Annotated in this window: 26 protein-coding genes and 1 riboswitch; of the genes, 1 reads left to right on the top strand and 25 read right to left on the bottom strand. The window is 40.9% G+C overall.

Annotated features, from left to right (window positions below; all coding sequences use genetic code 11):
* Positions 1-64: 64 nt before the first annotated feature.
* The 11 genes from OZX58_RS04035 to OZX58_RS03985 all read right to left on the bottom strand — a co-directional run bounded on the left by OZX58_RS04035 (position 65) and on the right by OZX58_RS03985 (position 11057).
* Positions 65-952: an aldose 1-epimerase family protein gene (locus tag OZX58_RS04035; protein WP_277129665.1), complete on the bottom strand. Its 888-nt coding sequence runs from the start codon at positions 950-952 to the stop codon at positions 65-67.
* A gap of 18 nt (positions 953-970) precedes the next feature.
* Positions 971-2380 carry an ATP-dependent protease ATPase subunit HslU gene (hslU, locus tag OZX58_RS04030; RefSeq protein ID WP_277141647.1) on the bottom strand — a complete coding sequence of 470 codons (1410 nt, stop codon included), beginning with the start codon at positions 2378-2380 and terminating at the stop codon, positions 971-973.
* A gap of 15 nt (positions 2381-2395) precedes the next feature.
* Complete coding sequence (gene hslV, locus OZX58_RS04025; protein ID WP_277129667.1) at positions 2396-2920, bottom strand: HslU--HslV peptidase proteolytic subunit; 525 nt, start codon at positions 2918-2920, stop codon at positions 2396-2398.
* Positions 2920-3843, bottom strand: coding sequence for a tyrosine recombinase XerC (xerC, locus tag OZX58_RS04020; protein WP_277141646.1), 924 nt, complete (start codon positions 3841-3843; stop codon positions 2920-2922). The genes hslV and xerC overlap by 1 nt, the downstream gene beginning before the upstream one ends.
* Positions 3844-5160, bottom strand: coding sequence for a methylenetetrahydrofolate--tRNA-(uracil(54)-C(5))-methyltransferase (FADH(2)-oxidizing) TrmFO (gene trmFO / locus OZX58_RS04015; protein WP_277141644.1), 1317 nt, complete (start codon positions 5158-5160; stop codon positions 3844-3846).
* A gap of 86 nt (positions 5161-5246) precedes the next feature.
* Complete coding sequence (topA, locus tag OZX58_RS04010; protein WP_277141642.1) at positions 5247-7358, bottom strand: type I DNA topoisomerase; 2112 nt, start codon at positions 7356-7358, stop codon at positions 5247-5249.
* Positions 7359-7423: 65 nt separating this feature from the next.
* Positions 7424-8272 (bottom strand): DNA-processing protein DprA, encoded by an 849-nt coding sequence (dprA, locus tag OZX58_RS04005; protein ID WP_277141640.1) that lies wholly within the window; start codon positions 8270-8272, stop codon positions 7424-7426.
* A 53-nt stretch (positions 8273-8325) separates the two neighbouring features.
* The gene (locus OZX58_RS04000) at positions 8326-9078 is read right to left on the bottom strand and encodes a ribonuclease HII (RefSeq protein WP_277141638.1); all 753 of its coding nucleotides are present in this window, start codon (positions 9076-9078) and stop codon (positions 8326-8328) included.
* The gene (gene ylqF / locus OZX58_RS03995; RefSeq protein ID WP_277129673.1) at positions 9075-9914 is read right to left on the bottom strand and encodes a ribosome biogenesis GTPase YlqF; all 840 of its coding nucleotides are present in this window, start codon (positions 9912-9914) and stop codon (positions 9075-9077) included. Before ylqF ends, OZX58_RS04000 begins: the two co-directional genes overlap by 4 nt.
* A gap of 49 nt (positions 9915-9963) precedes the next feature.
* Positions 9964-10194 (bottom strand): YozE family protein, encoded by a 231-nt coding sequence (locus OZX58_RS03990; protein WP_277129674.1) that lies wholly within the window; start codon positions 10192-10194, stop codon positions 9964-9966.
* Between the two features lie 2 nt (positions 10195-10196).
* The gene (locus OZX58_RS03985) at positions 10197-11057 is read right to left on the bottom strand and encodes a DegV family protein (protein WP_277141637.1); all 861 of its coding nucleotides are present in this window, start codon (positions 11055-11057) and stop codon (positions 10197-10199) included.
* 117 nt (positions 11058-11174) lie between these two features.
* Between OZX58_RS03985 and OZX58_RS03980 the strand changes: the two genes are divergently transcribed.
* Positions 11175-11840, top strand: a complete 666-nt coding sequence (locus tag OZX58_RS03980; RefSeq protein ID WP_277141635.1) for a hemolysin III family protein — start codon at positions 11175-11177, stop codon at positions 11838-11840.
* Here OZX58_RS03980 and OZX58_RS03975 read toward each other — a convergent pair.
* The 14 genes from OZX58_RS03975 to OZX58_RS03910 form a co-directional block, all read right to left on the bottom strand.
* Positions 11837-13033, bottom strand: a complete 1197-nt coding sequence (locus OZX58_RS03975) for a CCA tRNA nucleotidyltransferase (RefSeq protein WP_277141633.1) — start codon at positions 13031-13033, stop codon at positions 11837-11839. The genes OZX58_RS03980 and OZX58_RS03975 overlap by 4 nt on opposite strands.
* A gap of 189 nt (positions 13034-13222) precedes the next feature.
* Positions 13223-14476, bottom strand: a complete 1254-nt coding sequence (locus tag OZX58_RS03970; protein WP_277141631.1) for a tetratricopeptide repeat protein — start codon at positions 14474-14476, stop codon at positions 13223-13225.
* 126 nt (positions 14477-14602) lie between these two features.
* Positions 14603-14878 (bottom strand): HU family DNA-binding protein, encoded by a 276-nt coding sequence (locus tag OZX58_RS03965; RefSeq protein WP_277129681.1) that lies wholly within the window; start codon positions 14876-14878, stop codon positions 14603-14605.
* A 187-nt stretch (positions 14879-15065) separates the two neighbouring features.
* On the bottom strand, positions 15066-16376 hold the full coding sequence (der, locus tag OZX58_RS03960; protein ID WP_277141629.1) for a ribosome biogenesis GTPase Der: 1311 nt from the start codon (positions 16374-16376) through the stop codon (positions 15066-15068).
* Between the two features lie 66 nt (positions 16377-16442).
* Entirely contained in the window at positions 16443-17654 is a 1212-nt protein-coding gene (rpsA, locus tag OZX58_RS03955) for a 30S ribosomal protein S1 (RefSeq protein ID WP_277129683.1), read from the bottom strand.
* Positions 17655-17726: 72 nt separating this feature from the next.
* Positions 17727-18401 carry a (d)CMP kinase gene (gene cmk / locus OZX58_RS03950; protein ID WP_277141626.1) on the bottom strand — a complete coding sequence of 225 codons (675 nt, stop codon included), beginning with the start codon at positions 18399-18401 and terminating at the stop codon, positions 17727-17729.
* A 43-nt stretch (positions 18402-18444) separates the two neighbouring features.
* On the bottom strand, positions 18445-18954 hold the full coding sequence (locus OZX58_RS03945) for a LysM domain-containing protein (protein ID WP_277141624.1): 510 nt from the start codon (positions 18952-18954) through the stop codon (positions 18445-18447).
* 96 nt (positions 18955-19050) lie between these two features.
* On the bottom strand, positions 19051-19692 hold the full coding sequence (locus OZX58_RS03940) for an ECF transporter S component (RefSeq protein WP_277141740.1): 642 nt from the start codon (positions 19690-19692) through the stop codon (positions 19051-19053).
* 140 nt (positions 19693-19832) lie between these two features.
* Positions 19833-19947, bottom strand: a riboswitch (FMN riboswitch).
* 27 nt (positions 19948-19974) lie between these two features.
* Positions 19975-20694, bottom strand: coding sequence for a pseudouridine synthase (locus OZX58_RS03935; RefSeq protein ID WP_277129686.1), 720 nt, complete (start codon positions 20692-20694; stop codon positions 19975-19977).
* Positions 20694-21302 (bottom strand): SMC-Scp complex subunit ScpB, encoded by a 609-nt coding sequence (gene scpB / locus OZX58_RS03930; RefSeq protein WP_277141622.1) that lies wholly within the window; start codon positions 21300-21302, stop codon positions 20694-20696. Before scpB ends, OZX58_RS03935 begins: the two co-directional genes overlap by 1 nt.
* Positions 21292-22029: a segregation/condensation protein A gene (locus OZX58_RS03925; RefSeq protein WP_277141738.1), complete on the bottom strand. Its 738-nt coding sequence runs from the start codon at positions 22027-22029 to the stop codon at positions 21292-21294. The genes scpB and OZX58_RS03925 overlap by 11 nt, the downstream gene beginning before the upstream one ends.
* Positions 22019-22381 (bottom strand): reductase, encoded by a 363-nt coding sequence (locus OZX58_RS03920; RefSeq protein WP_277129687.1) that lies wholly within the window; start codon positions 22379-22381, stop codon positions 22019-22021. Before OZX58_RS03920 ends, OZX58_RS03925 begins: the two co-directional genes overlap by 11 nt.
* 8 nt (positions 22382-22389) lie before the next feature.
* Positions 22390-23298 carry a site-specific tyrosine recombinase XerD gene (gene xerD, locus OZX58_RS03915; RefSeq protein ID WP_277141736.1) on the bottom strand — a complete coding sequence of 303 codons (909 nt, stop codon included), beginning with the start codon at positions 23296-23298 and terminating at the stop codon, positions 22390-22392.
* Positions 23282-24169, bottom strand: a complete 888-nt coding sequence (locus tag OZX58_RS03910) for a S1-like domain-containing RNA-binding protein (protein WP_277141620.1) — start codon at positions 24167-24169, stop codon at positions 23282-23284. The genes xerD and OZX58_RS03910 overlap by 17 nt, the downstream gene beginning before the upstream one ends.
* Positions 24170-24212: the final 43 nt, after the last annotated feature.

Here is a 24212-nt window from a genome sequence, read left to right as displayed (position 1 = left end):
TCGAACAATTGTTCGCAAGCGTTAATTATAAGTAAAAAGAGACACGTTAGTGTCTCTTTTTTGCTTAATTTTGATCATGAAAAGCCATGCCAAAACCTGCTGTAAAAGTATCTTCTTGAGCCAGATGGTTCATGCCGTACTTTTCTTCTAACTTACCATTCGTATCACTTAGATCCGCAATTCCCCACCAGGGTTCAATACAAACATAGTCGGCTGTTTGCGGATATTGTGACCAAACACCGACAAATGGTGCATCCCGCAGCCAGACATTAACATGAAAATCACTCGTCTCCGTTCTAAGTGAGACCTTATTGTCATGGCCCTTCATCTGAAAAATCAACGCGTCATTCTTAAATAAGTGATCGCTTAACGTAATCAGACTGTTGGTTGAGGCTAGCGAGCGATTATCCCAGTCTAAATAGGAACCCTTTAACGGAATTTGCACTCTTGCAATCGAAGGCTTGGTACTAAAGTAGTAATCTTCTTTAGTAATTGAGTTAGTCGTTGGAATATTAAATCCCGGATGGCCACCAATACCAAAAATCATTTCTCCAGCTGACTTATTCGTCACGCTAAAGTTCTCTTCAAGCAAGTTATTTAACAAATTGTAATTGACCCGCAATTCAAACTTAAACGGATAAATCTTTCTTGTTTCGGGAGTATCCTTAAGCAAAAAGGTAATACTCTCTGCCGTCTGCTGTTCAACGCTAAACTCCATGTCACGAGCAAAGCCATGCTGCGTCATATGATAAGTCTTACCCTGGTAGGTATACTCATCATTTTTAAGCCGGCCAACGATTGGAAATAATACCGGCGCATGGCGTCCCCAGACATTAGGATCTGCCTGCCAGAGGTATTCATAGCCGCTATGCTGGCTCTTAACGCTTTGCAGTTCAGCACCCTTACTTGAAATAACAACTTTTAAAATTGTATTTTTGATAATGTAGTCCATCTCACTCATCATCCTTTGTTAAAGAATAAACTTAGTTAAATCTTTATTTGTTATTATATCACTAAGTTTTCCATTAACATATGCTTCAGTTACCGTAATTTCACCCATTTCCATGTCTGGGCCTTCATACAAAACGTCTTCAAGCAATTTTTCAAGGATTGTCGACAGTCGTCTAGCACCAATATTATCTGTACCTTGGTTAACATCGAAGGCAATCTGGGCAATCCGTTCAACAGCTTCTTGTGTAAAGATTAATTTAATTCCGTCAGCCTTTAATAAAGCTACATACTGCTCTAAGAGCGAGTCTTCCGGATCCTTAAGAATTTTAACGAAGTCATCCTTAGACAAAGCATTCAGTTCCACTCTAATTGGAAACCGTCCTTGCAATTCAGGAATTAAATCGCTTGGCTTAGTTTCAGCGAATGCTCCTGCGGCAATAAAGAGAATATGGTCGGTTGAAACTGGGCCATACTTTGTCTGCACGGTTGAACCTTCAACTATTGGCAGAATGTCACGTTGGACACCTTCACGGGAAACTTCACCAGAATTTTTCTTATTACCGGAAGTAATCTTATCAATTTCATCAATAAAGATAATCCCGTTGTTGGTAGTCCGCTCAATGGCCTTTTGGTAAAGCGTGTCGTAGTCAATCAACTTATGTGATTCTTCTTGAATTAAGACTTCACGGGCATCTTTTACCGGTAAAGTTCGCTTAACCTTCTTCTTAGGTACCAAATCGCTTAGCATGGAACTCATATCAATACCCATTTGTCCCATCATGTCACCCATTGGGTTAACTTTTGGTGCCTGTTCGACCTCAATCGTAACTTCACGGTCTTCTAATAGCCCCTTGCTTAATTGTTCAGCGACCGTTAACCGTTGGTTGCGAATTTCATCAGTTACTTCTTCTTGGTCGGCATCTTTAGAATGCTGATCGTCTTGTCCGCTGCCCATTAACATTGACATCATATTTTGCATTTCCTGCATCTGATTTTGATGTTTTTCATGCTTAATGCCGGGTACTAATAACCGTACCAAAGTCTTATTAACTTCTTTAGCTGCTTGAGCGCGCACATGGTCAAATTGATCTTTTTCTTCCATCCGCACAGCTTCATTAACTAAGTCACGCACCATTGATTCAACATCGCGGCCGACATAACCAACTTCGGTAAACTTAGTTGCTTCAACCTTAACAAAAGGTGCATCGACAATTGCGGCTAGCCGCCGTGCAATTTCGGTCTTACCAACACCAGTTGGACCAGCCATCAGCAAGTTCTTCGGAGTAATATCCTCCTGCATTTTCTTTGGCAATTGCATGCGGCGGTAACGGTTATAAAGTGCAATCGCAACCGACTTTTTAGCTTCATCTTGCCCAATAATGTATTCATTTAGCAAATTTACAATTTGCTTTGGCGTTTTTATTTCCATGAATTTTTCTCCTAATTAGAGTTCATCCGTAATAATTTGATTATCAGTAAAAATATCAATTCCCGAAGCAATTTCAACGGCTTCATGGGCAATTTCTTCTGCTGACATCCCCGACGAATGTCTCGTTAAAGCAATTGCGGCAGCTTGCGCAAAGTTACCACCAGAACCGATGGCAACAACGTTTTCATCTGGTTCCAGCACTTCACCGTTTCCAGAAATCAATAATAAGTCTTTTTCATCAAACGCAATGAGCATCGCATCTAACTTTTGCAATGTTGCATCCTTACGCCATGATTGTGCCATCTCAACAGCTGCCCGGCGCAGATCACCGCCAAAAGCTTCGAGTTTGCCTTCCAACATGTCCTGCAGACTAACGGCATCAGCTACACCGCCGGCAAAGCCGATTACAACGCGGTCATGATAGATCCGGCGAATCTTTTTAGCTGTTGCCTTGGCGATTACCTTTTCACCCAAGGTAACTTGACCGTCACCGGCAATTGCTGTTTTACCATTAAATTTTACTGAACAAATTGTTGTCATTATTTTGCCTCATCTTTCTGATTATTACGAGTAAAAAACTGCTCGTAATTAGCCTGTAAGTGGCTCATTGTAACATGGGTATATATTTGAGTTGTCGATAAATTGGCATGCCCCAGTAATTCTTGCACACTGCGTAAGTCGGCGCCATTATTAAGCATTGCCGTCGCAAATGAGTGCCGCAATTCGTGGGGATGCACCTTACCGCTAACCCCCGCCTTATTAAATACTTTTTGCATGACATATTCAATTCCCCGCGGCGTAATTGGGTGACCCTGATTATTTAAAAAGACTGTCTGGGTATCATCTTGCTGACCAAGAAGCTGCGGCCGTGCATCTGTGAGATACTGCACCAAAGCTGTTTTGGTTTGCTCATCAAAGGCCACATAACGATCCTTATTGCCTTTACCATGAACCAGAATAACTTTTAGGTCCAAATCCAGCTGCCCGATTTTTAATTCACTAACTTCGCTTACCCGCATGCCAGTTGTATAAAACAATTCAAACATTGCAAGGTTGCGCTCCGTTAGTGGATCAGTCGCCGTTAAAGTCGCAAAAACCTGCTTCATTTCCGGAGTATAGAAAAATTGTGGCAGCTTACGGTTCTTTTTGCGCAGCGTAATCGTCTGTGTTGGATTAACCTTGACAACCTTACGTCGCACTAAAAAACGATAAAATGACCGTAAGCTAGACATCTTCCGCGCTTGTGTCGTTCGCGTTAAGTTTCGCTCTGCAAGACTTTGTAAAAAAATCTCAACATCACGTTCACTAATCTTTTGCCACGACACAAAACCACCATTAGCCTGCCAAAATGCCTTTGCCTCAAGCAAATCAGTTTGGTAAGACTTAATCGTTTTGCTGCTGTAATGCCGCTCATTTTGCAAATAAGAAATAAAGCTTTGCAATTCTTGATCCTGCGTTGACATTTAACCCAAGACTTCCTCTTTAAATTTAGCCAAACTTGCTAAACCACGTTCACTAATCTTTTCGTGCCGTTCACGCTTATTCCGGATTTTTTTACCTTCAAGCCCCGGAATAAGGGCAAAGCTGGCATTCATTGGCTGAAAATGCTTCGCACTAGTTGTAGTGACGTAATTAGCCATTGAACCAAGTGCTGTCACTTTAGGAAAGGCAACAGTATCTTCACTCATCGCCCGTCTAGCGGCATTAATTCCAGCAACCAAACCACTGCCGGCACTTTCAACATAGCCTTCAACCCCAGTCATTTGACCGGCAAAGAACAACCCCGGTTGCTTTTTAGCTTCGTAACTGGCAGTTAAGACCTCTGGTGAAGCCATATAAGTATTGCGGTGCATTTTACCATAACGGACAAACCGCGCATCGGCTAATCCCGGAATCATTGAAAAGACCCGCTTTTGCTCACCGTATTTTAAGTGAGTTTGAAAGCCAACAATATTATACATCGAAGCAGAAGCATTATCTTGCCGCAATTGAACAACAGCATATGGTGTCTTACCAGTATGCGGGTCTTCCAGACCAACTGGCTTCAAAGGACCGAACAACATGGTTTTGCTTCCCCGAGCAGCCATAACCTCTATTGGCATACAGCCCTCAAACACATCACTATTTTCAAAGCCGTGCATTTCCGCAGTTTCCGCATTAACCAATTCTTGAGCAAAGCGATCATATTCTTCTTTAGTCATTGGGCAGTTCAGATAAGCAGCTTCCCCGCGGTCATAGCGTGACTTTTTATAAACAATGTCTTGATCGATCGAATCAGCAGCCACAATTGGTGCTGCCGCATCAAAAAAGTGCAGGCTGTCAGTTCCAGAAAATTGCTGAATTTGACCAGCTAAAGCATCACTTGTTAGTGGTCCTGTTGCAATCACTGTAATTCCATCTTGAGGAATAGCCGTGATTTCTTCATCATGAAAGGTCACATTAGGCAGTGAGTGTAACTTTTCAGTGACATACTCGCTAAATTTATCCCGATCAACGGCTAATGCACCGCCAGCAGGAACCTGTGTCTTGTCAGCAGCTTCCAAAATAAGTGAGTCTAACTGCCGCATTTCTTCTTTTAACAAGCCAACGGCATTTGACAACTGGTTGGACCGCATCGAGTTGGTGCAGACTAATTCCGCAAAGTTGCCAGTCTTATGTGCTGGCGTTAACTTTGTAGGTCGCATTTCGTACAGGTCAACCTGGATTCCACGCTTTGCTAACTGCCAGGTTGCCTCACTACCGGCAAGTCCACCACCAATTACTGTTACATTTTTAGGCATTCTAAGATATTCCTTTTCTAAAAAATATTTTTCTAAATACAAGAATATCATCAAACCATGTCTGACTTGATGATATTAACTTAAATTTAACTTTCTTTTACAGCGCCTTCATCCTTAGGCTCTTCCTTATAGTCGCCGTTAGGACAAAGAACAACCAGGCCTTTTTTGTTTTTCTTTTCAACCAAAAAGTGACCATCATTAGGACAATTGCGGTTTATCGGTTTATCCCATGAGACAAAGTCACATTCTGGATAACGGGAACAGCCAAAGAATTTACGGTTACGCTTAGATTTCTTTTCGACAACATCCCCCTTGCCACATTTCGGACAAGTGACACCAATCTTCTTCACAATTGCCTTGGTATTACGGCAATCAGGGAAGCGCGAGCAAGCATAGAACTTACCGTACCGGCCCATCTTAATGACCATTGGTGCCCCGCAGATGTCGCAGTTAAAACCAGCCGGTTCATCCTTAATCTGAACCTTCTTAATATCGGCATCTGCCTTATCAAGCTCCTTTTTGAATGGGTGGTAATACTCGTCAATGACCTTGACCCAATCTTTCTTACCCTCTTCGACACTATCGAGGTCATTTTCCAATTGCGCGGTAAAATCAACGTTAACAATGTCAGGGAAGAACTTCTCAATTAAGTCATCAACAATTTCACCTAATTCTGTTGGGACAATTGCCTTACCCTCAAGTTTGACATAATAGCGTCTTTGAATCGTATCAATGGTTGGTGCGTATGTCGATGGCCGGCCGACGCCATTCTCTTCAAGTGAACGAACCAAGCTAGCTTCAGTGTATCGTGCTGGCGGCAACGTAAAGTGCTGCTTGTTATCCGACTTAACTAACTTAACTTGATCGCCTTCATTTAAATCTGGCAATTCGACATTGTTTTCCTGTTGATTATCGTAAACCTTGGTAAATCCAGGAAACTTCATCTTCGAACCAGTTGTTCTGAAAGTAACACCATTTTGCTCAATATCAGCTCTGACTGTGTCATAAACAGCTGGTGTCATTTCACTAGCCAAAAAGCGTGACCAAATTAACTTATACAGCCGGTATTGCTCAGTGGTTAAAACATCTTTAAGCGATTCCGGTGTCCGATAAATACTGGTAGGTCTAATTGCCTCATGGGCATCTTGGGCATCTTGAGCATTCTTGAAGTGCCGCTGACCCTTTGCGGCATATTCCTTACCATATTTTTCATTTAAAAACTTGGATGCCTCAGCTTGCGCAATCGGTGATGTCCGCTTAGAGTCGGTTCTCATATAGGTAATTAAACCAACTGTTCCTTCTTTACCCAAGCTAATTCCTTCATAGAGCTGTTGGGCAATACTCATTGTCCGTCTTGTCCGGTAATTAAGCCGCTTATTGGCTTCCTGCTGCATTGTCGAAGTTGTAAATGGTGCAGCAGGCTGCCGGCGCCGTTCACGGGCAACGACTTTAATGACATTAAACGGCTGTTTCTTATCGATTTTGGCTAAAACGTCCTGAACGGCCTCATTATTTGGCAGTTCCTTCTTTTTGCCGTCAACACCCCAAAATTGTGACTTGAAAGCTTTCTGATCCTTTTTAAATTCGGCATCAATTGTCCAATACTCTTCCGGCTTGAAGTTCTTGATTTCCTTTTCGCGGTCAATTACCAATTTTAAGGCAACTGACTGTACCCGGCCAGCACTCAAGCCCTTCTTAACCTTATCCCATAAAATCGGGGATAGTGAATAACCCACTATTCGGTCAAGAATCCGCCGTGCCTGCTGGGCATTAACCGTATCCATATCAATTGCCCGGGGATGCTTAAAGCTTTCCTTAACGGCATCCTTGGTAACCTCATTAAAAGTTACCCGGTTCTTGGCCGTATCGTCTAAGTTTAACGCATGAGCAACATGCCACGCGATTGCTTCTCCTTCACGATCGGGGTCGGATGCCAGATACACATCTTTGGCCTTCTTAGCTTCCGACTTTAATTCCTTAATTGTGTCGCCTTTGCCGCGAATCGAAATATATTTTGGCTTGTAATCATTGTCAAAATCAATGCCCATTTGTGACTTGGGCAAATCGCGAATATGTCCTTTAGAAGCAATTACACGATAATTACGACCTAAATATTTTTCAATCGTCTTGGCCTTTGCCGGCGATTCTACTATAACTAATGTTTTTTTACTTTTACGTTTCTTTGACTTAGTAGGCATCAAATGCCTCCTCATTAAAATTCTATTTTTAAAAAATACTATTCTGAGAATAGAATATTTAATGGCTAGTTGTCAAATCTTTCATTTAATTTAAAGTCAGTAATTGGGTTAGCGCCAACTGCAATCAGCTTGTTGGGACCTGCCGATAATGGACTAGTAATCGGACCTGGCACCGCATAAACATTGCGATTTTCTTGCAAAGCCAAATTAGCCGTAATCAGGGAACCTGACTTTTCCTTTGCCTCCGTGACTACGACACTTTCGGCTATACCAGCTAAAATGCGATTGCGCTCAGGAAAGCGAAAGGGCCGCGGCGGTGTGTCAGGTAAATATTCACTCAAAATTAGCCCCTGCTGGACAATTTTTTCTTGCGTGTTGTGGTTAATCATCGGGTAATAATGATTCAAGCCGTTACCGACAACGGCAATTGTCTGGCCCTGATTTTGCAAAGTTGCCTGATGTGCTAAAACATCAACGCCTTTAGCTAAGCCACTAGCAATTACAATGTCATGCTTAACCAAATCAGGCACAAGTTGCGCCAAAACTTGCTGACTATAGACCGTTGCCTGCCGTGAGCCAACAATAGTCACAATTCTTTTTTGGAGCAAGGCAATGTTTCCGCGAGCAAACAAAATTAGAGGCGGCTGATATATCTGCCGCAATTGTTCAGGATAATTATCATCAAAGAAGCTGATTACCTGACACTGCTTTTTAATTCGTTTAATCACTTTGCCAAATTTTTCTGACTTAAAAGCAGCTATACTGGCTTCTTTCACTCCCAGTGGCAAGGTCATCTCTTTCAACGTTTGCAGATTTACCTGCTCATCGTCCAATTGACTGGCAATCTGCAGCATTTTGACGTAACCCAGTCCCTTTTGTAACTTTAGGCGTAACAAAAAATTTGTTTTTTCCATTAAAAAAAGCCTCCTAATTACAAATACGTAAAAAAGGAGGAAATATTCTATTTTTACTTAAAAAAATCGCTGACTGGAGCAAAAGTCTTACGGTGAATTGGGGTTGGCCCGTATTCCTTTAGCGCAGCAAGATGTGCGCTAGTGCCATAACCAGAATTATGGTCAAATTGGTATTGCGGGTAAATCTTGCCATAATCAGCCATTAACTTATCACGAAAGACCTTGGCGACAATGGAAGCAGCGGCGATAGAATTAGATTTCGCATCCCCCTTAATTAGACGCACCTGCGGCAAGTCAACCGGGACATCCATCGCATCAACCAACAACGCATCTGGCTTACGGTCAAGATCCATAACTGCCTGCGCCATTGCCAGCCGGTCAGCTTCATAAATATTAATTTCGTCAATTACCTGGGCACTTTTAACACCCACGGCAACACTGACTGCTTCCTGCAAGATCTTCGGGTATAGTTCTAGGCGCTTTTGCGGCGTCAGCTTTTTAGAGTCATTGACATCAAGCAGATCAAAATTGGCATCGATAATCACGGCAGCCGTAACTACTGGTCCCGCTAAAGGGCCACGACCAACTTCATCTACACCGGCAACTATTTGTCCTTTAGCCCAAAATTCCTGTTCATACTGCATTCTAGTTAAAAAGTCGGCCTTTTTTTGCGCCAGCTTTTCTTTACGGCGGTAATAACTGGATAATAACTTTTGGACCCCTGCACGTGGATCAGCACTTAACGAAGCTAATTCTGCTTCACTAACCTCAGTTGTAAGCAGCTCTTTTATTTCTTTAATTGTCATGGGCGATCCAGCGTAATTCGACCTACTTTACCTTTACGCAGCCGCTGCAGTAAGTAAAGTGAAAAGCGATCATAATCATCCCGCATCCCGTAAGATTCGGTCATTGCCAGCAATAGGTCAGTATCGTTAATCTTAGCAATTTCGTCCTTAGGTGTACGGGCAAATTTTGCCAAATTAGCCAAATAATATTTACGCAAATTCTTCATTAAAAACAGCGCCACATCATCGGCATGAAAGATACTATCCTTAATAGCACCAAAGGCAGCTAACTTGTAGCCAACCTCTTGGTCGTCAAATTTAGGCCATAAAATTCCCGGTGTATCTAAAATTTGAATATTAGTCTGGGTTTTAAGCCAAGTTTGTCCCTTAGTTACGCCTGGCTTATTGCCGACTGCAGCCACATTGCGGCCAACCAAACGATTAATAATTGTCGACTTACCACAGTTAGGGATGCCAGCTAAAGCAATTCTAATCACCGGATTAGAAGCCCCCTTGGCTTCAAGCTTTTCAACTTTAGCCGCAGCAGCTTTTTTGACCATGCGAACCAGCACCTGCATGTTGGTATTATGCAGTGAGTCCATCGCCATGACAAATTTGCCTTTACCGGTCAATTTCTTTTGCCAAATTTTCGTTAATACCGGATCAGCTAAGTCTGCCTTATTTAAAATTATTAAGTGAGGTTTATTACCCACTAATTCCTCAATCATTGGATTTCTTGATGATTGCGGGATACGGGCATCCAAGACTTCAACTAAAACGTCAATCAACCCCATCTTATCTTCAAGCTGGTTGCGCGCCTTGTTCATATGTCCCGGATACCATTGAATTGTCGCCATCTTTTTTCCTCTTTAACACTAAAAAAGCCCCAAAGGTTAGGAGCTTTACTTAATACGCCATCTTTTCTTGATACATCTCATAGGCCCGATCAAAAATACTCATGCTGGATAAATAACCGGCATTTAATTCAAGATAATCGGATAGCTTTTCGTAATCTTGTTCCTGTTTAGGAAAAGTTTGATCATTCTGAGCATTGTTTGCAAATTGTGCGATTTCATCATTCGAATCACTGTCGCGCTGCGTCATTAAATAACGATAAAAACTTTCTCGATAAGCCATGATTACTCCGTATAGTACAAAATTGCATAAGCGCCCAGTCCCGCATGTGTCGCAATCACTGGACTAGTCTCTCGTACCAACACGTCAATTTCAGGATTAATTTCCTTGATTTTTTGGGCAAAATCCTTTAACTTTTGCGGCACACCATCAAGGGAAACGTAAGAAATACCTACTTCCTTAATCTTATCCTTGTTAGCTTCGATATCAGCTAACACCCGATTATCAAAGGCTGATGAGAATTTTTTACCGCGGCCTTTTTTAGCTACCTTTAAATGACCGCCTGGCATTTGCAGCTCAAGGCGAATGTTCAGCAGAGTAGCAATTTTACCAGAAACAGGTCCCAGTCGTCCACCCTTGACGATATTTTCTAAATTAACAATCATCATGCGCAGGCGCTGCGTCTGTTTAATATGTTCTAGATGCTCTAAGATTTCTTGGACAGTCTGTCCTTTCAAAGCCCCACGGGCAGCTTCTAAAACTTGCAACCCTTCAGCACGATCAGTCAATTCTGAATCGACCAAACTAACTTGGTCATCCTTACCAGCAATTTTGACAGCTTGTCTTGTCGCGTCAATTGTGCCGCTCAAGCCCTTACCTAAGAAGATGCCGATAACTTGACTCCCGTCAGCAGTTAACTCGTTGACTGTATCAACCAATTGGCCGATTGGCGGCTGGCTGGTCTTCGGTAATTCTTTTGCTGTCGTCATTTTTTCGACAAATTCTTGTCGTGTAATATCTACGCCATCAACGTATGTTTGGTCATCAATTGTTACCAGTAATGGAATAACTGTGATATGATATTTTTCAATTTCCTCTGGCGTTAGCTGCGCTGAAGAATCTGTCATGATTTTTATCTCTGACAACGTATTCGCCCTCAATTCTAATTCGCGTTACATTTATGATAAAATGTTACCAATATCAATACAAGCATTATAGCAAAAAAACTTAATGCAGAAGAAAATGATTGGACTATTTTGATAATGAAATTAAAACAACTTTGGCAAGAGCCAACAACAAGATCAAAAACATATTACATTCTTGACAACACCTTTAGCGCCATTACCCACGGAATTGGGTTTGGCTTAGCTGTTGCCGGATTAGTAATGTTAATTATTAGGGCCGCAGCTACTGGTAATGCCTTGCGGATCGTTACTTTCAGTGTTTATGGGGCTTGTTTAGTCTTTTTATACCTGTTCTCGACCCTTTTTCACAGCCTAATCTTTACTAAGGCACGCAATGTTTTTCAAATTTTCGATCATTCATCAATCTTTTTGTTGATCGCTGGCTCATACACGCCATATTCCCTAGTCGCCATTGGTGGGACGTGGGGCTGGATTTTGTTCATCCTTATCTGGGCATTAACCATTTTTGGCATCATTTACTATATTTTTAACCGCGGCAAACACACAATCCTTGACACCGTCTTGTACGTTGCCATGGGCTGGCTGGTGATTTTTTCAGGACATTCACTCTATATCCGTCTTAGTCCAGTTGGCTTTTGGCTGCTTGTCGGCGGCGGCGTTGCTTATACTGTCGGTGCTCTATTGTACACAATGCGGCGCATTCCCTTTATCCATGTCATCTGGCACTTGTTTGTAATGCTGGGGTCAGGGTTAATGTACTTTTCCGTTTTACTCTACGTTTAGTTATCTGCCAAAAAAGCAGTGACGGCCTCTACCGTGTTTTCAAGTTTACCAGAAATTATTTTTTGCTTAATTTCGGTCAATAATTGGCCCAATTGTGGTCCTGGAGCAATTCCGGAATCAATTAAAAAGCGGCCATCGATAGCAAGTTCTGCTGTGGACTTAATCGGCAAGGCAACGTAGCGGTCAACTAACGCCTTAGAATTAACTGGCTGCCCTAAAATATGAGCAACATCAATGGCGTTTAACAGGATTTCTTTTCCTGCTTCAAAAAGCTCAAAATCGGTTGGTGTCCGCTCTGAAAGTAAATCAAACAGGGCAACAATTTTTTCAACTTCACTGGTCATGGCATTTGAATTCTTCCAATCACGCATAAATTTTGTGATTTGCTCATTAGGAATTTTCAGCAAAATTATTACAATTGCCCAAAGACTGGTCTCCATATCCGGATTAAATTCCAAACTAGGGTAGATTGCCAATAAGTCACTCTTGCCGCCAAAGTCAGGAACATCCTCGCTTAATTGCGTATCTAAAAAGACCTGGAAGGCTTGGCGTGAGTGCGGACCAATACCCATCTTAACAAATTCATCACGAATCCGTTCTACCGAAATTTTTTGTAAGAGCTGGTGGTTATCTTTAACTGCTTGCTCTGTTTTTGTTTCTAAATTAAATTGCAGCTGGCTCATAAAGCGTACGGCACGCATCATTCGCAGGGCATCTTCGTTAAAACGCTTTTCTGGGTCGCCAACCGCCCTAATCACATGCTTTTGCAGATCGCCAAGACCATCAAACAAATCAATAATTTCACCATTTGTATTCATTGCCAAGGCATTAATTGTAAAATCACGCCGTTTAAGGTCCTCACTCAAATTCTGCACAAATGTTACATGATCGGGCCGGCGATAATCCTGATAGCCAGATTCGGTTCTAAAAGTAGTAATTTCGTAGCTTTCGCCATCATATAAGACAGTTACAGTTCCGTGCTTAATCCCAGTATCAATTGACCTGTTAAACAATTCCTTGACTTCTTCTGGATATGCACTAGTTGCAATATCAATATCATGGATATGCCGTCCCAATAATAAATCACGAACGGAGCCGCCAACAAAGTAGGCTTCAAAACCTGCTTCTTCCAATGTCTTAAGAACCGGCAGCGCCGCCGTAAAAATCGCGGGTAATTCAGTTATTTTCATCATTAATAATCAACTCATTTGTTTTTATTTTTAATTTTTGTTAGTTAAATAAACATTATTATTTTAATTTATAATAGTGTCACTGCATATTATAGCCTATTTACGGGCAGAACACGACTTCTCTTGTATCATCTCGAAAAATTGCCAAACAAAAAAGGCCACATCATGGTCTTTTTGTGTTAAAAAATTTAATTAATCAGCTAACTGATTGTACAATTCCTGCATCTCGCCGTCTTCTGGTTCCAGCTTTAAATAGCGCTCTAACAGCTGCAGAACGATTTCAGTAGAATTAGCCTCAGTATTAAAGAAACGAATCATTTGCTTCAAAAAAGCGGGATTACTTTGAAATTCTGGATATGCCAGCAAGAACTCACTCTTAGCCTTGTCGCTGTTATCCAAGTTTTCATAAGAAAGAGCCATGTTCCAGTGAGCTTGCGGCTCCAAATCACTCTCATCAAGCTTGGCAAACAATTTGAGGTTTGCTTCGTCTTTATTTTCGTGTAAGTAAAGATTGGACAATTGCAGCCGCAAATCATTGTTTTCTGGTTCAACCTTTAAGCCCCGCGTCAACAAGTCCTCAGCCGTCTTCAGGTCATTTAGATTAGCTGCCGCACGTGCCCCTTTAGAATATAATATCGGATCAAGTTCGTTATAAGCTAGTCCCGCCTGACTGGAGCGCAAAACCTGGTCGTTATCGTTTTTGTGCTCATAGGCAGTAGCTAAGAGCGGATAAGCATTAACGTAGTCCGGACTTTGATCGATCACGTCATTTAAATACGTAATTGCCTGATCGTCTTTCTTAACATTAAGCATAATCAGAGCCGCTTGATATTTGCTGTCAATATCCAAAATATCGCCGCTATGCTCTTCAATTACCTTGCTGGCCTCTTCATAACGACCCAACTTAGCCAAGGTTTGAAACAGGCGGTCAGTCAAGTTAACTTCACTAATATTCTTGTGACGCGTTAATAAATCCTGATACAAAGTCAAAGCCTGCTCATCATAGCCGCTCAAGTAATCTAATTCGGCTAGTCCGAACTTAATGACATCTTCGTCTGGGGCCAGTTTAGCCGCCTTCATCAGCTTGCTATGGGCTGCCTCGAGCAAGCCGTTAGTTTGATAATAATCGGCTTGAACTAACAGACTATCAAGATAAGCAGAAGAATCTTCATCAATGTTATACAGTAATGATAGACCATCATCATCTTCGCCATCATTTAACAGAATTTCAGCTAAGTAAACTTTAAATAGGTCTTCCTTTGGAAATTGACCGATTAAGCTGCGATAAACTTCTTTTGACAAGTTAGTAAAGCCTAACCCAGTTAAATTTTCTGCCAATGATGCCAAGACTTCTGGATCATCATTATCTAAGGCCTTTTTCAGTAAGACTTTTTCCTGCGAAAAATCTTGTTTTTCAATTGAATCAAGTAATTGTTCAGAATACATTTAGTCCCTCCAATATCCTTAATTATGCCATAAAATCAGTAGAACAAGAAACATCCTGAATTATTTATCCCGATCAAAAAAGATGGTAACGATCACGTTACCATCTTTTAGGATAAAACTATTAAGCTATTTAACAGCTTCTTTAAGAGCCTTACCAGGTCTAAATGCAGGAACCTTGCTTGCTGGGATTTTAATTTCATCACCAGTTTGTGGGTTACGACCCTTGCGAGCTGCACGTTCACGAACTTCAAAAGTACCAAAACCAATTAATTGAACTTTGTTACCCTTTGCAAGATCATCTTGGATTGAGCTAAAAATTGCATCAACAGCAGTGGCTGCGTCTTTCTTAGTTAACTTAGTTCTTGAAGCTACTTCAGAAACTAATTCTGCTTTATTTGCCATCTGGACTTCACCTCCCAAAATTTGGGTCCACTTAACTAAACCCAAAGCCTATTCTTCAAACTGAAGAACGAGAAATAATGATTCTGATTTAATCACTGTTTCCATGAACCCAAAATAGCACAAAAGCCTTACTACAACAAGCTTTTTTGCCAAAAAGATTAATTTTTATGTATTTGTAATATACAAATTACTTTCGCTTACGTGCAATTATTTTAATTGGTGTACCTGTAAAATCAAAATTTTCTCTTAATTGATTTACTAAGAAACGTTGATAAGAAAAGTGCATCAATTCCGCATCATTAACAAAGACCACAAACGTCGGCGGGTTAGTCGAAACCTGGGTCATATAGTAAACTCTTAAACGTTTACCCTTAATCATTGGTGTTGGTACTAGTTTACTTGCCTCTAATAGTAAGTCATTGAGGACGCTAGACTGAATCCGCTGGTTTTGATTTTGGTAAACTTGCTTAACCATCTTAGGTATCTGGTCAAGCCGCTGGCCAGTTTTAGCCGAAACAAATAAAATCGGCGCATAATCAAGATACTGGAATTCTTGCCGAATTATTTGCTCAAACTCTTTAGCACTAGTACTGTTTTTCTTTGGCAAATCCCATTTGTTTACAATGATAATGATCCCGCGGCCAGCATCATGGGCATAGCCGGCAACGTGCTTATCTTGCTCGCGAATCCCTGTACTGGCATCTAAGACAAGGCAGACAACATCTGAGTGCTCAATTGCCCCCATGGCACGCATAACCGAGTACTTTTCCGTCTTTTCGTAAACCTTACCGCGACGTCTGATTCCGGCAGTATCAACAATTCGGAATTTGGTACCATCTTCTGAAACAAATGGACTATCAACCGCATCACGGGTCGTTCCTTCTTCATTATTGACGATAACCCGCTTTTCACCAACTAGTTGATTAACAATTGATGATTTACCAACGTTTGGTCGACCAATAACGCTAAAAGAAATCTGACCGTCATCTTTTTTATCCAAGTCTTTTGGCAATTCACTGACAATCCGGTCAAGCAAGTCACCAATCCCAGTACCATGAACACTGGATACAGGAATTGGATCACCAAATCCTAAACTATAAAAATCATAAATATCTGCCCGCTGCTCGGGATTATCAGCCTTATTTACGGCCAAGATAACCGGCTTTTTGGTGCGGTAAAGTAACTGCGCAATTCGCTCATCTAGGTCAGTTAAATGATTGGCAACACTGGTTAAAATCACGATCACATCAGCTTCATCAATCGCAATTTCTGCTTGCGCCCGAATTTCATCTTCAATGCGCCCGTTTTCCCATGTAATACCACCAGTATCAATTAGGTCAAACTTTTGCCCCATCCACTCAGCTTGGGCATAATTACGGTCACGAGTTACGCCGGGCTTATCTTCAACAATTGCCAAACGCTCATTAATAATCCGGTTGAAAAGCGTTGATTTACCAACATTTGGTTGGCCAACAATAGCCACTACTGGTAAAACCATCTTTCAGCCTCCTTTTATAATATAAAATAAAAAAAGCCGGCTATTCAGTCGGCTTTTTTATTATGATTAACGACGGTCCTTTAATTGGTCACCAATAATGTCACCTAAAGCGAAACCGCTGTCTTCGTTGTTCATGTACTTCTTGTTAACAGAGTTGTTTCTGTTGTTGTATGAACTGTGTGAACGAGAACCTTCGTTGTCAGAGCCTTTAGAATCAGCTGCCTTCATTGAAAGTGAAATCCGACGTTCACTTGGGTCAATGTTCAAAACCTTAACCTTAACAGTTTGGCCAACTTCCAAAACATCACTAGGTTTGTCCACGTGCTTGTATGAAATTTCTGAAACGTGAACTAAGCCTTGAATACCATCAGCAACTTCAACGAAAGCACCGAAGTTAGTCAATGACTTAACTTCACCTTCAAAGATGTCGCCTTCATGTAATTCTGAAGTAGCTTGTTCAAATGGAGAAGGTTCTGTTTGCTTGATTGAAAGGGAGATGCGATGTCTGTCATCATCAATACCAATAACTTTGACCTTAACATCTTGACCAGCCTTTAATACATCGCTAGGCTTATCAACGTGCTTGTATGAAATTTCTGAGATGTGAACTAAACCGTCAACACCACCAACATCAACAAAGGCACCAAAGTTAGTCAAACGAGAAACTTTACCTTCAACAACATCACCAACAACTAATTGTGATGCTACTTTATCAAAGGCTTCTTCACGTTCTTCTTCGATTAAATCCTTGTGTGAAAGAATCAGACGATTCTTGCCTGGATCAATTTCGGTAATCTTAAGTTTCATTGTCTTACCAATGTAAGGCTTAAGATCAGAAACGTAACGGTTAGAAATAAGTGAAGCTGGCAAGAATCCTCTAGTACCAACATCAACTAATAAACCACCACGAACAGAAGCTGTGACAGTACCTTCGATAGTTTTACCTGCTTCGAAGTCTTTTTGTAATTCGTCATAAGCTTCTCTTTCCTTAAGACGAGTTACTGAGAAGAAGAACTCACCGTTTTCCTTGTCGCCGCCGGCTTTTCTCAAAACTAAAGCCTTAAGCTTGTCGCCTGGCTTAACAAGGTCACGTAAATCGGCGTTGCGGTCTGAAGTGAATTCACGACGTGGGATTACACCTTCGACACCGGCATTTTCAACACCGACATCGATTTGGCCGTCTTCAACGTCTAATACTTCTACATCGACGATATCTCCGACCTCAACTCCTTGCATTTGTTTCAATGCATCTAAAAATTGATTACTGTTTTCTGACATTATTTACCTCCCAATATCATAATCTAATTCTAAATGAAAGTGAGATATTTTTCTACTGTTTTAGCCCCTTTTTTATAGTTTTTTTTGACTTTTTTTAATTTCGGCTAAAATTGCGGCCACTACTTGGTCGATTGACATCGATGTTGTGTCAATTTCGACTGCATCTGCTGCCTTTTTTAAGGGTGAAACTTCACGATGTGAATCCTTATAGTCACGGCTGGCAATATCCTGTTCGATTTCAGCAACGGTCTTGTCAGACTTAATGCCCCGTTCCTGCAAATCAAGCATCCGCCGCTTGGCTCTAGAAGCTGGAGTTGCCACTAAAAAGATTTTAACTTCGGCATTAGGCAGAACCGTTGTTCCAATATCCCGGCCATCCATAATCACATTAACCTTGCCGGCCATTTGCCGCTGCAGACTAACCATCTTAGCTCTCACGCCAGCCAAAGCAGACACCTGTGAGACATTAGCTGAAATTTCGGGTGTGCGAATTTCTTGAGAAATATCTTGGCTGCCGGCAAATACTTTTTGTTCACCGTTAACAACCTTGAGTTCAATGCCAACCTGGTCAATTGCCGTTAAAATTCCAGCTTCATCCCCATAATCAAGATGCTGCTCTCTGGCAATTACCGTACATGCGCGATACATCGCTCCAGTGTCAATATAAATAAAATCTAATTTTTGCGCAATAATTTTTGCGACTGTACTTTTGCCAGCTGAAGCTGGACCATCAATTGCTACTTGCATTCAATCAAAAAGGGACGTCTTAGTCCCTCTCCTTTCTCAATAATTATTTTAATTTAAGTGTTTGACCAGCATTAACATGTCCATCAGCATCAAGATCATTGAGCTGAGTTAATGTTTGCGGCGAAACATTATTCTTTTTGGCAATACTATTTAAAGTATCACCATCTTGAACGACATATTGGTCAGCCTGGTCAGTCTTTTGGTTAGTCAACGTCTTCTTTGTCTTGGTCTTAGCTGCTGATTTAGCTGGACTTGTAGATTTTTTCTTAGTAGTCAACTTATTTTTATGCTTAGCCTTCTTAGCCTTAATCTTAGTCTTTCTTTTCTTTGCATGCTTAGCGGGCTTTTTAGTCGTTTTTTGTAGTTCGACAGCCTGTTCCGTGGTCTGACCACTTGAAGCCAAGTGATGAACAACAGGAACAAGAGCAACAATTACAATGGCAAGGATTGCCACAGTTGCCAGCCAGCCCTTAGAATGCGACTTATAAGTTACAGTCCTCGGTTCATCTGGACGTGCATAATGTTTATATGGTTTTTCCTGTTTCTGATTCATCAAAATACCTCGATTCACCTAACTTGTTTAATTTTAGCATATTTACCAATCTTTTTGGATAAAAAAATCGGCCATTTACATGACCGACCTTTTAAATTATCTCTTTAAATTAAAATTCTTTTGAACAAAAGGTTTTAAATTACGTAAAACTGCTTCAAATAATAGGTAAACAACAATGCTGTTGATTAATCCCTTTAAGAGGTTAAACGGAACAATTATGCCAAAAATATATGTCCCCATTGATGGAATATGCAGTAACTGTCCCAAATAGACCTTTTCGGTGAAGCCCAATAAGCCGGAATAACCATGAATTGCTGGCAGATTAGGTACCGTAGTTACGGCATACATTGGCGTCAAAATCAACGCATTGAGGGTTGCCAAAACTACTGCCATTGCAATTGTCCCGCAAATCAAACCAATGATCGGCTTCACGTGCCGCTTCATGCCGCTGGTTTCATCATGCTTCACGTGTCTAGTAACAAAATAGAATGGTAAGGCGTAACAAACTGATGCAATTAAAGCTGCTAATTGGCCAACGATACTTGCCAAATTAAAACCACTATAAATTAAACTTAACAGCATTCTGATAATCGCAATGAAAATCCCCGGCCAAATGCCAAACAGAAACATTCCAATTGTAACGATGACGTCAGAAAAATCAAACTTTAAGAAATTCGCATTTGGTAAAATAGGAATCCCTGTAAATTTAATAATGACAAACCCTACTGCACCAAACATCGCACAAGCGATTAATAATGCTAAATTACTCGTACTCTTACTCTTCAAAAAACTTACCTCCAAACAAGAATAGGTCTGTTGCTCCCCAGCAACAGACCTATTAAAAGTAAGCGTTTTTAATTTACTTTTCTTTTAGTTTAGTCTGTCTTCTTTCATCTAGACTCTAACTATCGGTATCTCAAAAGATTCCACCACTTGCGTGGGTCGTGGACTTGCACCACCGGTCGGGATTTTCACCCTGCCATGAAGACAACAAACTCTGTATTTAATTCTATCAATATATTAGTCCACGTGCTTTAATCTGTCAACTTCTTCGTGAGTCAATTCGCGATATTTGCCAGATACAAGCCCATCAAGTGTTAAAAAAGAGTATTTTTCTCGGGCTAATTTTTCAACTTGATGATTAACTGCCTTAAACATGTTCTTAACTTGATGATAATGCCCCTCATGAATGGTTAATTGGACAATTTGGCGGTTACGCTTCTTATCTGTACGAATGACTTTTACCTTAGCTGGAGCACTCTTATGGTGGTCAAATTCGACTCCGCGCGCCAACTTTTTGCTTTCTTCGGGTAATAATTGGCCCTCAATGCGGGCAACATAAACCTTGGCTACCTTATTGCGCGGGTGCATCAATAAATTAGCCAGTTCGCCATCATTAGTCATTAATAATAAACCCGACGTATCATAATCTAGCCGGCCTACTGGGTATAAACGGTATGGTAAATCACTAAAATAATCAACTACCGTCTTTCGCCCCTTATCATCACTTGCTGTCGAAATAACCCCGCGCGGCTTATAAAATAAATAAGTATGCAGGCTTTCGCGCTCAATTGGTTCACCATCAACCGTAATATTACTAAAAGTTTCTACTTTAGTTCCAAGCTTAGTGACAATTTCACCATCTACAGTGACGCGACCCTCCGTAATCATTTTTTCAGCCTTACGTCTTGAGGCAATTCCTGCCTCAGCAATTACTTTTTGTAAACGTTGTAACGTCATTATTTTTCTCCCTTTTGCATGCTAGCCAAGTTCTTGTCAGCCTGACCCTTAGCCGCAAATAAATCTATTTCGCCATCCGCATTAATACTATCATCTTCAAAATCTTCAATTAATGGCAAATCTGCTAAACTTTGGTAACCAAAATATTGCAGAAAGTAGTCGCTAGTGACATATAAGTTAGGATGCCCCGGTGCTTCTTTTTTCCCGTTAATCCTAACCAATCCGCGCCAAATTAAAGTTTGCAATGCACCAGACGAATTAACTCCGCGAATATCATCAATTTCAACCCGAGTGATTGGCTGGCGATAAGCAACAATCGCCAAAATCTCCAAAGCCGATTGACTTAATGTCTTAGTTAAATCTTTTTGAAAATAACCCTCGACCGTCTTGGCAACCTCAGGACGGGTTGTTAACTTGTAATTTTGGTTGATATGTAACAATTGCAGCCCCGAATCAGGATTCTCCTGCAGCTTATCAGCTAAATCTTTAGTTAATTCGCGTAAAGCTGCCTGACCTACCGCTAATAATTCACATAAATTATCATCAGCAATCCCGTTATCGCCTGCCACATACAGCAAAGCTTCTAATTGCGCAATCTTACTTGGCATCGATATCAATTCCCTCTAATTCTAAATCGCCATATGCTCGCGCCTGGCTGACCTTGATTTTTTGTTTTTTGCATAACTCCAATAGTGCCAAGAATAGACCAATTATATCTGACAAATTACGCATTTGGTCACTGCACGCAAAAAAACTGACCTTTTTGCGGCCGGCAGTTTTTTCCTGCAAAAAATTAATCATTTCTGTAATTGGCGTTTCTTTTACTTCTACTGATGCAATATCGGGCTGCCTAATTTTCAGCCGCTGCAATACAGCAATAAAAGTATTCGTCAATTCCGTTGCCGTAATCTGACCACTTGGCAGTGGCTGAACCTTCTTAGTTTGCGGAATACTTTCTTCCTTAGCCGCAGTAATTGGCACCATTTCGTTGCGCTTCTTAAAATATGCCGATATCTTTTTAAAGACTGAATATTGCACCAATTGTTGAACTAACTCATCCCTTGGATCGTCTTCAGGCTCATCTGCGATAAAATCATTCTGAGGCAACAATGATTGTGACTTAATTCGTAAGAGCGTTGATGACATTACAAAATACTCGCCGGCAATTTGCAAGTTCAATTGCTGCATTTGCTGCAAATAAGCTAAATATTGACTTGTAATTTGGGCAATCGGGATATCATAAATATCAATTTTTTGCGACTTAATCAAGTGCAGCAGTAAATCCAGCGGTCCTTCAAAGTTAGGCAGTTCTAAAGTTAAATTATCACTCATGATGTTTATCTTCTATTAAGTATTTAAGTAAGTAGGTCCATTCAGGCAAAGCCGTTACCTTCTTCTTCGGGTTCGTGGCTGCTAATTCGCGAACGGCCGCAGATTCGCACTTCGCATTACGATAATCCGGCGCAAATGACAGATAACGAATAATAATAAAATTAGCATCATTTTGCGTGCCAATAACCCCCACAAAGTTAGCCTCATCTCCGCGATATAGGTAAAGCTGAAACTCCGAACTAGTCTTATTCAAATTTATTTCTTCTTTTAAATTGGCAAGATTTTTAAAATCTGGTAAGTAAGACAAGAGGCCCATTGCAACCTTTTCTTTGTCACTTTTACATTCAATTAACATTTAATCACCTAAGTTCGTGGATGCGTTTTGGCATAGACTTGTAAAATATGCTTTTGCGATAAATTAGTATAAATTTGGGTGGTGCTGATATCAGAATGACCCAAAATTTCCTGTACAACCCGCAAATCAGCACCATTTTCCAATAAATGCGTCGCAAAAGTATGTCGCAAAGTATGTGGTGTCACATCTTTAGTTATTCCCGCCATCTGGCAATAACGTTTAATAATCTGCCAAACAGCTTGGCGAGTTAATGAACCGCCGCGATTATTAAGAAAAATATAATCGTTAGCCTTCCCGGTTTTTAGGAGTAGTGGTTCACGAACCTTAGTCTGATAACTTTCAATCCACGAAATCGCAACTGTACTAATCGGAATTAACCGCTCCTTAGAGCCTTTACCCAAAACCTTCAGCAGTTTTAATTCTTCATGCAAATCATCAAATTTCAAATTAATTAACTCACTGACCCGAATTCCTGTCGCATATAGCGTCTCAAGTAAAGCTCGGTCACGTAAACCCAACTTTTGGTGAACATCAGGTTGTGCCAGCAAACTTTCAACTTCATCAACTGTCAAAGCTACCGGCAACCGCTGCTCCTTTTTGGGTGGGTCAATTTCCAGCATGGGATTTAATTTCTGAATGTTTTGCCGTGCTAACCACTGGTAGAACTTGCGCAAACTTGAGATCATCCGGCTAATCGAACTAGTCGCCTTGTTCAAGTCGCGCTGCTGGGCCAAAAAAGCATCAATATCTAATGCCTTAGTTGGCCAAGACGTAAAATTTTCTTGCGTTAAAAAAGCAAGAAATTCCGTTAAATCTTGGCGGTAGGCTGTAATCGTATTGGCACTTAGACCACGTTCAATTTGACTATAACGCAAATAATCTTCAATCTGTTCCTGCAATTTACTCATTTTGGTCATCATTTGGATCGTTGACTAGGCTGATTGTTCCACTAACCTTGTCTTCAGTAATGTATCTTCCCTTTAACAGGTGGCCCAAAGCACGTTTAAAAGCAGACTTAGAGATGCCAAAGTAATTCTTGATCTCTTGGGCATCGGACTTATCGTAAAACGGTAAGGTTTTCGTCTTCATTCGGCGCAAACTCATCAAGACCATCTGGGCATCATCGTCAATTTCTTCAAAAGCCCGCGGTAAACTACTCAAATTAAGCCGGCCATACTGACTAATGCCAACAACACGCCCCTTAAATTGTTCACCTAACCGCAATGGCCGCGCCATCTGTGATGAATGGACAAAACCTAGGTAATATTCCTTAGTAATTACAAAGGCACCTAATTCCCGACTAGCATAAACCGTACCAAAGATATTTTTATTTTCCATATCATTAGGAAAATGTGCTGATAATTGCTCAAAAATATTTTCATCAGCTAATTTGGCCCAAACACGGTCTTTCTCGTCAGTTACCAAATGAACTAACAGCTGATCGTCTTTGCGAGGCCAGCGATCCTTATCAAAAGGAAGGTCATCAACCGACAAAACGACATCTTTATCCGGCAAACCAATATCGACAAAAACGCCTAGGTTATACTTGACCTCAGTAACCTTGCCCCAACCATACTGGTCTTTCTGCGCAAATGGTAAAAACTGTGTCATTTCACGATTGTGCTGCTTATCATCATACAAAAAGCCGCGAACTTCATCACCAATCTTTGGTTTTTCCTCTTGGGTAATTTCCTTACGCTTTAATTCATAAGTAATGCCGTCAATTTGCACGTAATACGCGTCTTCATTTTGATCAATTACTTTACCTGTTTCAATCGTGCCTAACATAGTCACTTCTCCTAATTTTACATAATTCTATCTTTATTAAGTA

It is taken from the genome of Lactobacillus sp. ESL0680, assembly GCF_029392855.1.
Classification (GTDB): Bacteria; Bacillota; Bacilli; order Lactobacillales; family Lactobacillaceae; genus Lactobacillus.
Note: the sequence above shows the minus strand (reverse complement) of the source record. Positions and strands in the feature narration are given on the sequence as shown.

What these genes read in the sequence shown, in the direction of transcription:
- OZX58_RS04000 (WP_277141638.1), bottom strand. Translation starts at nt 9,078, where the DNA reads ATGACAATTAAAGAAATAAAAGAGCTGCTTACAACTGAGGTTAGTGAA.
- OZX58_RS03910 (WP_277141620.1), bottom strand. Translation starts at nt 24,169, where the DNA reads ATGTTAGGCACGATTGAAACAGGTAAAGTAATTGATCAAAATGAAGAC.
- OZX58_RS03965 (WP_277129681.1), bottom strand. Translation starts at nt 14,878, where the DNA reads ATGGCAAATAAAGCAGAATTAGTTTCTGAAGTAGCTTCAAGAACTAAG.
- dprA (WP_277141640.1), bottom strand. Translation starts at nt 8,272, where the DNA reads ATGGAAAAAACAAATTTTTTGTTACGCCTAAAGTTACAAAAGGGACTG.
- OZX58_RS03970 (WP_277141631.1), bottom strand. Translation starts at nt 14,476, where the DNA reads ATGTATTCTGAACAATTACTTGATTCAATTGAAAAACAAGATTTTTCG.
- OZX58_RS03935 (WP_277129686.1), bottom strand. Translation starts at nt 20,694, where the DNA reads ATGACGTTACAACGTTTACAAAAAGTAATTGCTGAGGCAGGAATTGCC.
- OZX58_RS03945 (WP_277141624.1), bottom strand. Translation starts at nt 18,954, where the DNA reads ATGAATCAGAAACAGGAAAAACCATATAAACATTATGCACGTCCAGAT.
- OZX58_RS03990 (WP_277129674.1), bottom strand. Translation starts at nt 10,194, where the DNA reads ATGGCTTATCGAGAAAGTTTTTATCGTTATTTAATGACGCAGCGCGAC.
- cmk (WP_277141626.1), bottom strand. Translation starts at nt 18,401, where the DNA reads ATGCAAGTAGCAATTGATGGTCCAGCTTCAGCTGGCAAAAGTACAGTC.
- scpB (WP_277141622.1), bottom strand. Translation starts at nt 21,302, where the DNA reads ATGCCAAGTAAGATTGCGCAATTAGAAGCTTTGCTGTATGTGGCAGGC.
- topA (WP_277141642.1), bottom strand. Translation starts at nt 7,358, where the DNA reads ATGCCTACTAAGTCAAAGAAACGTAAAAGTAAAAAAACATTAGTTATA.
- hslU (WP_277141647.1), bottom strand. Translation starts at nt 2,380, where the DNA reads ATGGAAATAAAAACGCCAAAGCAAATTGTAAATTTGCTAAATGAATAC.
- OZX58_RS03980 (WP_277141635.1), top strand. Translation starts at nt 11,175, where the DNA reads ATGAAATTAAAACAACTTTGGCAAGAGCCAACAACAAGATCAAAAACA.
- der (WP_277141629.1), bottom strand. Translation starts at nt 16,376, where the DNA reads ATGGTTTTACCAGTAGTGGCTATTGTTGGCCAACCAAATGTTGGTAAA.
- hslV (WP_277129667.1), bottom strand. Translation starts at nt 2,920, where the DNA reads ATGACAACAATTTGTTCAGTAAAATTTAATGGTAAAACAGCAATTGCC.
- OZX58_RS04035 (WP_277129665.1), bottom strand. Translation starts at nt 952, where the DNA reads ATGGACTACATTATCAAAAATACAATTTTAAAAGTTGTTATTTCAAGT.
- trmFO (WP_277141644.1), bottom strand. Translation starts at nt 5,160, where the DNA reads ATGCCTAAAAATGTAACAGTAATTGGTGGTGGACTTGCCGGTAGTGAG.
- rpsA (WP_277129683.1), bottom strand. Translation starts at nt 17,654, where the DNA reads ATGTCAGAAAACAGTAATCAATTTTTAGATGCATTGAAACAAATGCAA.
- OZX58_RS03975 (WP_277141633.1), bottom strand. Translation starts at nt 13,033, where the DNA reads ATGATGAAAATAACTGAATTACCCGCGATTTTTACGGCGGCGCTGCCG.
- xerD (WP_277141736.1), bottom strand. Translation starts at nt 23,298, where the DNA reads ATGACCAAAATGAGTAAATTGCAGGAACAGATTGAAGATTATTTGCGT.
- OZX58_RS03940 (WP_277141740.1), bottom strand. Translation starts at nt 19,692, where the DNA reads ATGTTTGGTGCAGTAGGGTTTGTCATTATTAAATTTACAGGGATTCCT.
- ylqF (WP_277129673.1), bottom strand. Translation starts at nt 9,914, where the DNA reads ATGGCGACAATTCAATGGTATCCGGGACATATGAACAAGGCGCGCAAC.
- OZX58_RS03920 (WP_277129687.1), bottom strand. Translation starts at nt 22,381, where the DNA reads ATGTTAATTGAATGTAAAAGTGACAAAGAAAAGGTTGCAATGGGCCTC.
- xerC (WP_277141646.1), bottom strand. Translation starts at nt 3,843, where the DNA reads ATGTCAACGCAGGATCAAGAATTGCAAAGCTTTATTTCTTATTTGCAA.